At 45.2% G+C, this 13435-nt stretch carries 13 protein-coding genes and 1 other annotated feature; of the genes, 10 read left to right on the top strand and 3 right to left on the bottom strand.

Annotation, left to right across the window (positions count from 1 at the left end; translation table 11 throughout):
- Window position 1: 1 nt before the first annotated feature.
- Window positions 2-904: an ATP phosphoribosyltransferase gene (hisG, locus tag EP13_RS11955; protein ID WP_044057488.1), complete on the bottom strand. Its 903-nt coding sequence runs from the start codon at window positions 902-904 to the stop codon at window positions 2-4.
- A gap of 47 nt (window positions 905-951) precedes the next feature.
- Window positions 952-1072, bottom strand: a sequence feature (His leader region).
- A 282-nt stretch (window positions 1073-1354) separates the two neighbouring features.
- On the opposite strand from hisG, the gene EP13_RS11950 reads away from it, so the two are divergent.
- The 3 genes from EP13_RS11950 to EP13_RS11940 all read left to right on the top strand — a co-directional run bounded on the left by EP13_RS11950 (window position 1355) and on the right by EP13_RS11940 (window position 4663).
- On the top strand, window positions 1355-1603 hold the full coding sequence (locus EP13_RS11950) for a hypothetical protein (protein WP_044057487.1): 249 nt from the start codon (window positions 1355-1357) through the stop codon (window positions 1601-1603).
- Window positions 1604-1697: 94 nt separating this feature from the next.
- Complete coding sequence (locus tag EP13_RS11945; protein ID WP_044057486.1) at window positions 1698-3608, top strand: TonB-dependent receptor domain-containing protein; 1911 nt, start codon at window positions 1698-1700, stop codon at window positions 3606-3608.
- Window positions 3596-4663: an MBL fold metallo-hydrolase gene (locus EP13_RS11940; protein ID WP_231497860.1), complete on the top strand. Its 1068-nt coding sequence runs from the start codon at window positions 3596-3598 to the stop codon at window positions 4661-4663. The genes EP13_RS11945 and EP13_RS11940 overlap by 13 nt, the downstream gene beginning before the upstream one ends.
- A 38-nt stretch (window positions 4664-4701) precedes the next feature.
- Here the strand turns inward: EP13_RS11940 and EP13_RS11935 are convergent, their stop codons facing one another.
- Together EP13_RS11935 and EP13_RS11930 are read right to left on the bottom strand one after the other, a co-directional pair.
- The gene (locus EP13_RS11935) at window positions 4702-5274 is read right to left on the bottom strand and encodes a lipid-binding SYLF domain-containing protein (protein ID WP_044057484.1); all 573 of its coding nucleotides are present in this window, start codon (window positions 5272-5274) and stop codon (window positions 4702-4704) included.
- Between the two features lie 116 nt (window positions 5275-5390).
- Entirely contained in the window at window positions 5391-6251 is an 861-nt protein-coding gene (locus EP13_RS11930) for a TraB/GumN family protein (protein WP_044057483.1), read from the bottom strand.
- 251 nt (window positions 6252-6502) lie between these two features.
- Between EP13_RS11930 and EP13_RS11925 the strand changes: the two genes are divergently transcribed.
- From EP13_RS11925 to EP13_RS11895, 7 genes are all read left to right on the top strand, one after another.
- Window positions 6503-7807: an alpha-amylase family glycosyl hydrolase gene (locus EP13_RS11925; protein ID WP_044057482.1), complete on the top strand. Its 1305-nt coding sequence runs from the start codon at window positions 6503-6505 to the stop codon at window positions 7805-7807.
- A 120-nt stretch (window positions 7808-7927) separates the two neighbouring features.
- Complete coding sequence (locus EP13_RS11920; protein WP_044057481.1) at window positions 7928-8260, top strand: hypothetical protein; 333 nt, start codon at window positions 7928-7930, stop codon at window positions 8258-8260.
- Between the two features lie 112 nt (window positions 8261-8372).
- Complete coding sequence (locus EP13_RS11915) at window positions 8373-10292, top strand: ATP-dependent DNA helicase (RefSeq protein WP_044057480.1); 1920 nt, start codon at window positions 8373-8375, stop codon at window positions 10290-10292.
- Between the two features lie 7 nt (window positions 10293-10299).
- On the top strand, window positions 10300-11001 hold the full coding sequence (gene tsaB / locus EP13_RS11910; RefSeq protein ID WP_044057479.1) for a tRNA (adenosine(37)-N6)-threonylcarbamoyltransferase complex dimerization subunit type 1 TsaB: 702 nt from the start codon (window positions 10300-10302) through the stop codon (window positions 10999-11001).
- 172 nt (window positions 11002-11173) lie between these two features.
- Complete coding sequence (locus EP13_RS11905; protein ID WP_044057478.1) at window positions 11174-11479, top strand: hypothetical protein; 306 nt, start codon at window positions 11174-11176, stop codon at window positions 11477-11479.
- A 255-nt stretch (window positions 11480-11734) separates the two neighbouring features.
- Entirely contained in the window at window positions 11735-12415 is a 681-nt protein-coding gene (locus tag EP13_RS11900) for a Slp family lipoprotein (RefSeq protein WP_044447908.1), read from the top strand.
- A gap of 123 nt (window positions 12416-12538) precedes the next feature.
- Window positions 12539-13372, top strand: a complete 834-nt coding sequence (locus EP13_RS11895) for an alpha/beta fold hydrolase (RefSeq protein WP_044057477.1) — start codon at window positions 12539-12541, stop codon at window positions 13370-13372.
- Window positions 13373-13435 lie beyond the last annotated feature (63 nt).

The raw sequence follows: 13435 nt of genomic DNA, 5'->3' as shown, positions 1-13435 counted from the left end.
TTTAGCCCATCATTTTTTCGATGGGCATTACAAGAATAGAACTACAACCAAGGGCTTTTAGTTTTTCCATGGTTTCCCAGAATAAGGTTTCTGTTGAAACAACATGAATGGCCACTTGCTCATCGTTCCCAGCAAGGGGCAGTACAGTGGGATTTTCGGCACCCGGTAGCAAGCTTTTTACTTGCTCTAAATAGGCTTTCGGTGCGTGTAGCATGATGTACTTGCTTTCTTTCGCCAGTAACACGCCGTCTACACGAGGCATTAGGCGGTTGATAAGCGATTGCTTTTCATCACTGATTTCGCCGTCAGCACGTTGAATCAGCACCGCTTTAGAACGGAATATTTCGTCTTTTTCCACTAAGCCATTGGCTTCTAATGTCGCCCCTGTTGATACAAGGTCACAAATAGCGTCGGCAACACCCGCTCGAGGTGCAACTTCAACGGAGCCCGTTAACATTACCGCTTTCGCGTTAATGCCTTTTTCCTCGAAATAGCGCTCTAGCAAATAGGGGTAGGTAGTGGCAACTTCTTTACCCTCTAGAGACTGAATGCCCTCGTACTCCATTTCGTTTGGTACTGCGATAGACAAACGGCAACCGCCGTAATCTAAACGACGTAATGTTTCATACTCAAATGGCTTGCCAGCGGCTTTGCGTTCAAGGGACTTTTCTTCCAGCTCGTTCTCACCGATAAAGCCTAAATCAACCACGCCATCCATGACGAGACCAGGAATGTCGTCATCACGAACACGAAGCAAATCAATAGGTTCGTTTGTCGAATGCGCAATCAGCAAGCGATCACGAATATTCAGTTTTATGCCGATAGCTTTAAGTAAGGCGATGCTATCATCGCTCAAGCGGCCTGATTTCTGTACGGCAATTCGAAGTCTTTTGCTGTTACTCATTGAAACGTTCCTTACACGTTGTGTGTTAACTTTGTGATTGCGCTAAAAATGAAAAACCCCCGGAAGTTTCCTTCCGAGGGCCGAGAATTTGGTATCTGCGCCACTGGAAGGAAATATAGACCTTCCAGCACGAACCTGAAAGGTTATGCTATGTGGTGATGGTGATGTTTCGCAGCGCAATTGATCATTTAAAAATTTAATCCTATTTTCGAACGGCTGAAACATTAGCGGTTTGACTGACGTTTTGCAAGGCAAAAGTGAACTCTTTTTACCCAATAGGTCTAAATTAATATGTATATAGTAAAACTTTTTGATCTGAGCAAAGGTGATCTTAATTTTCCTGTGTTTCAATGAAGGGATAAAGGCTATTTTTAAACCCTTAATTAGGCCTAAAAAATAGAAAGGCCCACGTGAAAACTACCCGAATGGCGGGAAACCGGAGTAAACCCCATGAGTAATGACTTGTTATTTCCTATATTACCCCGCAATACCAAGGTGCCAGTGGAAGAAGATAAACGGGTTAAAAAGGTAGAGAAGACGAGTAAGACTGAACACTTTTCTGAAGAAGGGCAGGATAACTTCGACCGTGTTAAACAAACGGATGCAATAGAACGACGAGACAATCAATCTGAATCGGGTAAAGACAAAAAAGACCCCTCAACTCACGATGGCCTAAAACACATTGACGTGGATGTTTAGTGCTAAAGCTAATTAAAAAAGGCTAAATCCTTTCTTTACATTTGAATGATAATGATTATCATCTGCTTAATCCTTACATATTAAACGATTAAGTATGACTTTTAGATCCACGTTCCTGACCATTTCGCTATGTTCTTTGTTTTCTCACAGTGTATGGGCACAAACATCTAACACCGACAAAATTGAAAACATTACCGTCACCGCGTCGGGCTTTGAGCAGCTTTTATCACAGGCGCCAGCATCTGTGAGTGTTATTGATAGAAAGCAATTGGCACAAAGAGCGTATAAAGATATTACGGACGCCCTTCGCGATGTGCCGGGCGTTACCGTAACGGGAGGCGGTTATCGTCAGGATATTAGTATTCGTGGGTTGCCCGCACAGTACACCAGCATACTCGTAGATGGCAAAAAGCAAACGGGAAGAGAATCACAACCCAACGGAAGCGGAGGCTACGAACAAGATTGGCTTCCGCCACTAGATAGTATTGAACGTATAGAAATTGTACGCGGCCCTATGTCAACGCTATACGGTTCAGACGCCATGGGCGGTGTTATCAATATCATCACGCGAAAGAACTATCGCAAGTGGAGTGGAAACCTACGTGCGGAAACGAAAATTCAGGAAAATTCAGATAGCGGCGCTGATAGCCAAGTTCAGCTAGCGTTTTCAGGCCCTTTAATTGAAAACTTGCTCAGTGTTTCCGCCAGTGGTTTATATCAAAAGCGCGAAGAAGATGAGATTGAGCGCGGCTATGCGGAAAAATCGTTACGCAATTTAAGAACGGCGTTTCACCTCACACCAAACACCTCAGATACGCTAACATTTGAATATATAGTGCAAGATCAAACGCGAACCTCAACGCCGGGTAAGTCGTTGCCCGACACCAGTTCGCTCTCTGAAACGAACAGTGACAGGCATTCCTATGCACTGACTCACGAGGGTAAATACGAAGATACAACGGTCAGAAGTTATATACAGCAAGAGTCTGTGGAAAACGTGGGCCGTGATATTACTATTGATAATTTAGTGGTTAACTCTCAGTGGACCTTCGTGTTAAATAGTCAACATATGCTTACGGCGGGAGCTGAATTTCTAGAAGAATCTTTAGACGATTTTGATACGAATGGCGCTGACGCTACCCATATTGAAAACAGTCAATGGGCGGTTTATGGTGAAGATGAATGGCGTGTGAATGAAAACCTTGCCATTACCTTAGGCATCCGCCTAGACGACAATCAACAGTTTGACTCTCAAGTTAGCCCACGTGCCTACGCCGTTTATAATATAAACGATAACTGGGTAGTAAAAGGCGGTGTTTCCACAGGGTACCGTACACCTGAGCTTCGTGAAATGGCAGAAGGTTGGGTTCAAGAGAGCCGTGGTGGTGATATTTACGGCAATCCAGCACTTGCACCAGAAACAACGTTGAACAAAGAAGTGGCGATTTACTACCTAGGTGACAACGGCCTTGAATATAGTGTTACTGCTTTTCACAATGATTTTGACGATAAAATAGCCGTGACGTCCTGCGAGCTTGAGAACTGTTTAGATGATACAGACCGCTACAATATTAATATTGACGAAGCGGAGTCTTACGGTGCGGAATTGGCCGCTAAATATAGCGTAGGAAACTGGTCTTTTAACGGTGCGTATAGTTACACGCGTTCAGAGCAAATCACGGGGGATAATGAAGGCCTTCCGTTGGTTCAGCAGCCCAAGCATCTCTTTACCTTAAATTCGACCTACCGCCTTTCAGATACAGGCGAACTCTGGTCAAGATGGACAGTAAGAGGGGAGGAAGCGGCGTTGACTTCGGTTTCTTCCCGTTCGGTATTATCGCCAGGTATTGGATTGTTCGACATCGGTTACAACACCAAGCTTACCCGTAATGTAAAACTACAGACAGGTCTGTACAATGCGTTTGATAAAACCATGCGCTATGCAGAGTATGGATATGTTGAGGATGGCAGAAGGTTATGGTTAGGGGTGAATTGGACATTTTAAAGGCAACAGTACCGTTATTGCTCACGGCAACTGTGCTGTTGAGCAATAGCGCCAAAAGTGATGGGTTAACAGCACAAGACTATGCTGAAAAGGGGCTGGAAAGCGCTACCTTCTTTCCGGGCCTGGCCAGCCTGTGTGATATCAGCCGTGAACCACGCAATATGTTTCAATCCGGCGTAAGTAAAGACACGCGTCCCGAGCGCCGGACTGCTGACACCCCATCACTGACTGAACAAAGAAAAGCGAGTAAGGGAAATACGAATAGACGCGCTCGCCGGCACATTCCGCCACAAAAGGTGTTCGACAACCTTTATTACGTTGGGGCGGGGAATGTAGCAAGTTGGGCCATCGATACCGGTAAAACCATCGTATTGGTCGATGCGCTTAATAGCGACGAACAAGCGGAAAAATACATCTTTGCGGGGCTTAAAACGCTTGGCCTAGAAGATAAACCTGTCTCCCACTTGATTATCTCTCATGGCCATGGCGATCATTACGGCGGTTTTAACGCGGTTGTGAAACGCTTTAACCCTCGTATCGTCATGAGTGAATTAGAGTGGGAATTACTGGAGCATGACAGTTTTGTCAGTCGGCGTTGGGGCGCAAAGCCAAAAAAAGATATGGCCGTCAACGATGGTGATACCCTTAACATTGATGGTACAACGCTTACTTTCCATGTCACGCCTGGTCACACGCCGGGTACATTGTCGCTGGTTTTCCCCGTGTATGATGGTGATGAACCTCATCGCGCGGTGTTGTGGGGTGGGACGGGTCTTAATTATGGCTCAGATGTGCAGCGCATTCAGTCGTACACTGAATCGGCGCAAATCATGAAAGGGTACGTTGAGGCGCAGAATATTGATGTCTTTTTATCAAACCACCCCGGGCGAGATGGCAGCAGAGAAAAGCTTCTCGCCTCACGTCTTGATAACGCAGCGGAAAAGCATGCTTTTGTTCAAGGGAAAAACATTGTAAAAGAAGCATTTGAATTATTGGAAAACTGTACGCGAGCGCAGTGGATGAACATTGTGGAGAACAAATCAAAAGGAAGCTAAGCGCCTCCTTTTGATTGTCGCTGGCGTACATACACCACTTAGTTAAGCGCTTTATCTACCCAAAACTTAGTGCCTTTAACGGTTGCTTGTAGGGCTAAACCGCTCTCTGTCATCGTGTAAACCGTCACGTTGCCGAGATAGCCTTCTCCCTCGGCAGACGCGCCTTTATTACCGGCTTTGGCGGCTGCGTCAGCGTTACCGCCAACGGTCCACCCATTTTCGATGAAGTAGTTCATGGCTTTTTGTGTGTGGAAAACCATCACGACTCGGTAATCTTTCGCACCAAGTCCAAGGCCAACACCGCCTTCCGCCATATTCATATAGGTTTTCGCGCCGGTCACATTATTGTTCACCACTCCATAACCGGTGCCGGCAGCAAAAAAGATGACATTCACATTTGCATTGGTAAATACGGCATAACCCGCCGCGTCGCGAATTTGAGAGCGTGTGTCAGGTTTTTCTGTGTATAAGCGGGCAAGGGCATTTTGTTGCATATCTAATATAGCTTGTCGCTTTTCAGCGACAGAACCATCACCCATAGACGCACACCCAACGGTAAGAGCAGACAGTGCGCCTACCAATAAAACGTTACGTAACACATTAAAAATCATAGTATTTACTCCAGATTCAAAATAAAAAAACACCATTTATTTGTTTTTTCGAGTTTTAACTATGTGTGTCTACGCAAAATGTATGCAAAAAGATAACTGCCACCGTAATCTTTACACTACTTGACCTTTTCAACCTCGTAACCTTGCTCTCTGAGCTGGTTTAACACGCCCACATTGCCCGGTAAATGCAGTGCGCCCACTAATACAAATTCCACTTCAGGGGAAGCGAGATAATGGTTTAAATCTCGCATCCAGGCGTTGTTTCTTTGCGTGATTAAGGTGTCAAATACATTGGGGTATTGCTTCGCAAAATCAGCCAAACTCTCGTTATACATTTTATCTAAGTCACCTGAACTCCAACTACTTTTAAGTTCGGGCAGTAGTTCAGGTAACTGCGCTAAATCTTTTAATGTGTATTGCATGAATGCATCGGGATCCCCTTGGCCCATTTGTGCGATAAATGCAATCTGTTGTTCCGGGGTCTCTAGCCATGCAATGGGTTTTCCTTCCAACGAGGCCTTATGATGAAAGTGCTTGTCTACACCTTCGCTGGTCAACCCCATCCTCTGCAACTCCACCATGCTTAAGGTCATACTCATCATGGCGGGTTTAAAGTGATTAAACTGTTGTAGTGTCAGGCCTCTTTTTTCAAGATGTGCGGTTAATGACGTTATGGTGGTTTGACTCAGTGCATCTGTAAGGCGTTCACCCTTTTGATAGGTGAGGGCTGATAGCATATGCTGTAAAAACTCCGGGCTATCAAGGGCTGCTAAATCGGTCTCAAATACCACCAAATCTGATTGCTCATAGGCTTGACTATACTGAGTTGGAAGGGGGTAATCAGACTCGCTCAGTAAATGCAGTGTTCCACCCACGTAGAGATAATCTTCTCCTTTAGACACTTTAAACACAGAGGCCGCGAAACAGGTTGTTTGAGCAATGAGGCTAAATAAAAACAGTAATACAGCAAGGCGCATGAAGGATCCTAATGAGTCGTTTGAGCCTCACTGTAGCGGCTATCTTTGAGGCAAGCAACTTTAGCAAGCGCTTGTAAATAGAAACAAAATTAAAAACGTTGAATAAACCATGCAAGAACGAATACACGGCGGGGGTTAAATCGAGTGTGCTGTTTTTAGGTTAGGCGCGTAATTCTTTTTAACCGCCAGTTATTCGCGAGAGAACGACGTGCACTCCCGTGACATTCTTATCGCATAAGGAGGGGAACCCTTTGACATCAAATTACCAACCTCAACACTTGTATAAGGTCGAGCAACCGAAGTGGACTCAATATGGCGTTATTTATCAGATAAATACCCGCCAGTTTTCCCGTTCTGGTGATTTTAATGGCGTTATCGAACACTTAGACCGCTTAGCCGCCTTAGGGGTGACTACCCTTTGGATAATGCCCATTCATCCCATTGGAGAAGTGAATCGAAAAGGGAAGTTGGGTAGCCCTTATGCCGTGAAAGATTATCTCGAAATTAACCCTGAGTTTGGCAATAAAAATGACTTTAAAAAGCTGGTTGATGAAGCCCATTTGCGTCATCTGAAGGTCATTATCGACTGGGTGCCCAATCACAGTGCTTGGGATTGCCATTTAGTCGATCTGCATCCCCAATGGTATGCAAAGGACTATAAAGGCGACTTTAGACCTTCACCATGGTGGGATTGGTCAGACATTGTTGAATTTGACTATGACCAAGTAGGATTAAGAGAGTACATGATTAAGGCCATGTGTTACTGGGTGAACGCCTTCGATATCGATGGGTTTCGGTGCGACGTAGCAGGTTACGTACCCAATGACTTTTGGGTTCAGGCGAGGCAAGCACTTGATGCAATCAAGCCTGTATTCCTGTTAGCCGAATGGGAAAGCCGCGACCTCCACGAACAGGCCTTTAATATGACCTATGGGTGGAGCTGGAATGAGACATTGCACGAGTTAGCCCACGGTCGATGTTCGCTAGACAGGCTTCGCAAGTACTATTCTTGGAACGAACGGGCATGGCCTAAATCAGCCTTGAGAATGACGTTTGTTAGCAATCACGATAAAAACGCCTGGGATGGTACACAGCGAGAACAATTTGGCGACGCCCTTGAAGCTTGTATTGCGTTGTCTGTTCTAGGTGAAGGCGTGCCGCTTATTCACAATGGGCAAGAAGCCGGAGAAAGCAAACGGCTAGCTTTCTTTGAGCGTGACCCTATCCATTGGCAAACGCACAGCATTGGCGATTTGTATCGCAAACTTATTTTGCTTAAAAAATCAAAATCCGTGTTAGGTAATGGCAACTACGGAGCCAGAATGACGCAAATACCGAATACTAAAATGGACAAGGTATTCAGTTTTGTCCGCCACAATAAAGAGGAAAAAGTGTTTGTTATTATTAATTTTTCCAGTGAAGCGGTATCGGTATCGTTTGAACCGCCACTATTTGAGGCTAACTATACCCATTGGAGCAGCAAAGAATCTCGTGTGTTTTCCTCTGATACCACTCGCAAGCTTTCTCCGTGGCAGTTTGAGGTGTGGGTGAGTTAAATCGCTTATTCAAAAAGCGAGGAGAAGGAGAGGGCAGTTAAATAGGCATGAAGGCATGCTCTACTGGCAAATTGATCAAAATTTTCCCATAATCAATTCTTTAGCTTACGCAAAGACATAATGGAAAATAGACTCCCCCTGTACAAAAAGCTGTTGGTGATGTATCGCATTGAACCTGGTTGCCTAGGGCCCCAGGGAACGGATTACGTCGAGGAGTTTTGTGTCTTCGCCAAGCAGAAACTAAAAGACCAACATGGTCACTGTTTAAGGTGGGCCATTAAACCACGTTACGATAAATCGTTGCCTGAATTAGAGTTTCAGATGAAAAACGCCATAGTGTCCCGTGACAATGCCGCTAAGTACTTGGCCAGTTTTGACATTGAGCTTGATGTGTTTGAAGAAGAGCTAGAAGAGGCGTTGGCGGATTTAGTCGATGGTTTTTTTGAACGCTAGCCCACGGGAGTAAACTACGCTTTGCGACAGTTAAAAGCTTTAATGGGCATTCAATATGCTTTTTGGCATAATGCGCGGCCTAACGTAGAAAAGTAATCACAGCGCTTAAACCATGCCCACGATAAATAATGTATTTTCCTCAGACGGACGTCTCGCGAGTGCCATAAAGGGCTTTGTTCCTCGTGAAGCACAAACTGACATGGCGAACGCAGTGAAGAAGGCCATAGATACACAAAGCAGCTTGGTGGTTGAGGCCGGCACGGGGACGGGGAAAACCTTTGCTTATTTGGCGCCTGTCCTGATGTCTGAAGGCAAGGCCATTGTGTCAACGGGCACAAAAAACTTGCAAGAACAGCTGTACCATAGAGATTTACCGCTAGTAAAAAAGGCATTGGGCAGTAAGCGCAAAACCGCGCTTTTAAAAGGCAGAGCAAACTATTTGTGTTTGCATAGAGTGGCGCAGCATAGCGGCAACAGCACCTTGGTGGAAAAAGAGGTGTTAGGTCAACTGTCAGAGGTAAGACGCTGGGCGAGTGAAACGAAATCCGGTGATATGGGCGAGCTTAAGTCGTTGCCTGAAGACGCCAAAGTACTACCGCTTGTCACATCCACAGTAGATAACTGTTTGGGTAGAGACTGCCCTGACTACGAAGAATGCTACTTGGTTAAAGCAAGACGCAAAGCCTTGGATGCCGATATTATTGTGGTCAATCACCATCTGTTTTTTGCCGATATGGCGCTGAAAGATACAGGGTTTGGTGAATTAATCCCTGAAGCTGACGCCATTATTTTCGATGAAGCCCACCAAATTCCCGATATTGCCAGTGACTATTTTGGTGAATCTCTGTCTACCCGGCAAATTCAAGACTTAGCGAAAGATATTACGCTCATTTTTCGCACGGTTTTGAAAGATGCAGCGCAATTAGATAAAGCCGCAGACAAGTGTCGAATGATTGCTGCGGATTTACGTTTGCTTTTCCCCGATACACCGCAAAGAGGAAATTGGGCGGAAGCGCTTACGCGTGATGATGTCCGGTTACAGGTGGGGAAGCTGGCAGAAGCGCTTGGAGTATTGCATGAGGTGTGCAAACTTCATATTGGCCGCGACAAAGATCTTGATAACCTTTACGAACGGGTAGTGGCAGCGAGAGAGCAGTTAGATGCCCTGAGTAATGACAAGCAAGAGAATGTGAGTCTGTGGTACGAAACCACAAATCGTCATCTCATTATGCATTTAACGCCACTTTCAATCGCGGCCAAGTTTAGACGATTCGTTACTTCGCCCCCCAGAGGTTGGGTGTTTACGTCGGCCACCCTTATGGTTAACGGCGGTTTTGAACATTTTCAGCGCAGAATGGGCTTGGAAGATGCACATACCCTTGGGCTAGATAGTCCGTTCAACTACCCTGAACAGGCCATGCTGTGTGTACCCAGATATTTACCCGAACCTAATAGCTTCTCTATGCGTGAAACCTTGTTAAATACGGCCAAGCGTTTGATAAAGGCAAGCAAAGGACGATGTTTTCTGCTCTTTACCAGCCACGCCATGTTGCGAGAAATTGCCGGTAAGTTAGAAGATGAGATAGACAATCCATTGCTGGTGCAAGGCACCACCACTAAACAAGCGTTATTGGATGCCTATATTGCAGATGAGAAAGCCGTGTTACTTGGTACGGGCGCATTCTGGGAAGGGGTAGACGTAAGGGGGAACGATCTGGTTTGTGTGATGATAGATAAACTTCCCTTTGCTTCTCCTGATGATCCTTTGCTACAAGCAAGAATGGAAGATGTCAAAAAACGGGGCGCTAATCCGTTTGCAGTTATTCAAATACCCCAAGCGGTGATTGCATTAAAGCAAGGCGCAGGAAGGTTAATTCGCGACCCGTTGGATAAAGGGGTTTTGGTTATTTGTGATAATCGCCTTGTTACCAAACCTTATGCAAAAACTTTCATTGGAAGTTTACCAGACATGAAACGCACAAGAAGCTTAGATGAAGTAGAAGCTTTCTTAGCCAACATTGATGAAGAGTAAGAAGTTCATGAAGATACTAGCAATAGACACAGCCACAGAAGCGTGTTCTGTCGCATTAAACAATGGCACTGAGCAATTTCAAGAGTTTGAGATTTGCCCTCAACAACACAGCCAACGATTGCTGCCTATGGTCGATAGTGTGTTAAAGCAGGCGAAGATGAGCTTAAGCGATTTGGACTTACTGGCCTTTGGCCGGGGGCCAGGCAGCTTTACAGGCGTTCGTATTGCCACAGGTATGATACAAGGATTAGCTTTAGGCACGGGGTTAAAAGTGGCGGGCGTAAGTACCCTAGCAGCAATGGCAGTTGAAGCCGCTAGCATCAGTCAAAATACGCTTATTGCCTGTGCCACAGATGCGCGTATGGGCGAAGTGTACTTTGCAGTTTATCAAGTAAAAGAGGGCAGTTGCCAGCAAGTGATTGAGGAGCAGGTATGCCCACCCGATGTTGCCGCACGTTTGTTAACCGACTATGTTAATCAGCATCCCTATACTTTCGTTCCCGCAGGTACAGGCTGGCAAGCCTATGAAGTGCTTGGTGCGCTATTGCCTTCTGATAATGAGATAACAGTGCTTTATCCGAATGCCGCTTTCATGATGGATTTGGCTTCGTCGCTTTATGCTAGCGGCGAGGTGAAGGTGGCAGCGGAGGTCGCGCCTGTTTATTTAAGAGATAAGGTCACTTGGAAAAAGCTTCCAGGCCGCGAGTAAACTTCAGCGAACAGGGTGCCATTGTTTGTCTTTGTGGTTTAACGTTAGAGTAGGTATGTTTTTTGCTGGTTTTTTTCTTTGAAGTAATTATTTAAACCCTATTTACTTTTATCGGAGTCATTTATTGTACTTGCGTGCTAAGTAAAATAAGCGTTATTCATAATGTAAGAAGATGGACGTTAATAACCAGTTTATTATACCTTCACAGCGCAATTCGCAGCAAAATGTACAAGAGCGAGTTGCGCCGGTAAACAAAGATGCCGAACAGGGCAATTCAAGGCAAGGTCAGAAAACTGATCAGGCCATTGTTATTGCGCCTAATAAAGAGGGTACAGATAACGCTAAGGCCTACCAGGACTTCATTCGCGAAGACAATAATAGTTATTCAAAAAACGCGATTGCATCATACACCAGCTTTGAAAAGCAAAGTCAGCGAGAATCAGTAGAAAGTATGTTTGGTGTAGACGTTTACGCCTAAACGGTGAAAGAGGGTGAAAGCCAAACATACATACCCACACTTTACAGTTATCGCGATAACACCTCCCCTTCCACAACGCATCTATGTTGTTGCTTGTATAGTTAAAATATTTCTAACCAAGTAATCCTCTTATGGTTTTTATACCGTATAAGTGCTAGTGTTTTAGTGGTAGATAAATGGATATTTCATCATTAGACTTAAACTTATTGCAGTTTATATTTTGCCGTATTGCAATGCATGCTGGCGGGAGGCTTTATGCAAATTAAACATATACTTATCTTTAGTGTATTACTATTTTCCGGGTGTGCTATTGTGCCAGATAGCCTTGAAGTGCCTGAAGGAACTTCTCTTATTTCCTACACAAAAGCTGTGACGTCAGGGGCGAACGCTCAGGGGCAAACGGCACGATGGGGCGGCCTTATCGTAGGGGTAGAAAATAAGCCAGATAAAACCTTTGTGGAAATTGTTCATTTTCCTCTTAATAATTACGGCAAACCCAATCGGGGCGCTGAAACAACCGGGCGATTCAAAGCACAAATTGATGGTTTCGTCGATCCTATCGTATTCGAAGAAGGTCGCCTTATTACGTTTTTAGGAAAGCTAGTGGCGCCCACCGCTGGCATGGTAGGCGAGCAACCTTATATTTACCCAACGCTGCTAGTGGACGACTACCACATGTGGCGTAAGCAGGAAATTTATGACGTCACCATGTACCATTTTAACTATCGAACAGGGTGGTTCTCGCCATTTTATGGCCGCTATAATCAGTGGGGGCCGGGCTTCGGGCATAGCCGTATACGTGTTATTAAATACGACAATAGCAATTACAAAGGCACGATTAAACCACCTAGTACACCTACCACTAGCCGAGACGTGAATGTGCGTGGTCGTGATGGCAACCCCAAAAAGCCGGGCAGTAAACCGGGTGTAGAATAAACGAAATAGCTGATTAACAAGTAAAAGAAGGGTGGCAGTCAATTGCCGCCTTTTTTGTTTTTCGAGGAACCATAATGCCAACTTGCGGCAATGTGTTGCCGCCATAACATATAGGGAAGTTGTATGATTGAAACCGAATTGAACGCTGGTCACATCGTGTTAACCGCACTCGATAATCAAGGCAGTGGCCCTGTGGTACTAGGTTTACATGGCTTTTTAGACAACGCAGAAAGCTTGCGGTTGTTAGCGCCTTATTTTCATAATTTCCGCTTTTACGCCCTTGATTTAGCGGGGCATGGACGCTCAGAGCACCGGCCTAAGGGCGCTCACTATAATCAAGCTGATTATTTACAAGATTTACATGGGTTAATTGAAACCCAAGGCTGGGAACAGGTTATACTAGTGGGCCATTCGATGGGGGGAATTTTAGCAAGCTTGTACGCTGGTTTATTCCCGGAGCATGTATCTGCTGTCATCAGTATTGATGCTTGTGGCCCACTTACGCTTGAGGACGATTCGGCTCAGACGCAAATGCGAGAGGCGTTAATTAGCCGCAAGTTAAAGCAGCGCAACAGATTACAATTGGTAGACTTAGACGATGCTGTATCCGCGCGATGTCGCGTTTCTGATATTCCGGAAGAACATGCGCGGGCCATTTTGTCGCGCAATTTAACGCAAGATGCGGGGGGGCATTGTTTCTGGTCCAGCGACCCTCGTGTGCGGACGAAATCTATTTTGCGGCTTACCGAAGGCCAAGCTAAAACACTGATGGCCTCGATAGCGTGCCCCATCTTATTTATCGGAGCATCCAACAGTTTTAAGCATGTCGAGAGTGTTTTTGACGCAAGAAAGAATTGGTTTAAAAATGCGCAATATGTAGGATTTGAAGGTGGACATCATATCCATATGGAAAAAACTGATGAAATTGGTTTATTAATTCAACAATTTGTTGAGTAAATGTAAACTACACCGTTTATTTTTTTTTACACATCCTATACTATTCGCAAGTTATCAGACCAG

Source organism: Alteromonas australica (assembly GCF_000730385.1).
Classification (GTDB): domain Bacteria; phylum Pseudomonadota; class Gammaproteobacteria; order Enterobacterales; family Alteromonadaceae; genus Alteromonas; species Alteromonas australica.
This window is presented reverse-complemented; position numbering and strand designations above follow the sequence as displayed.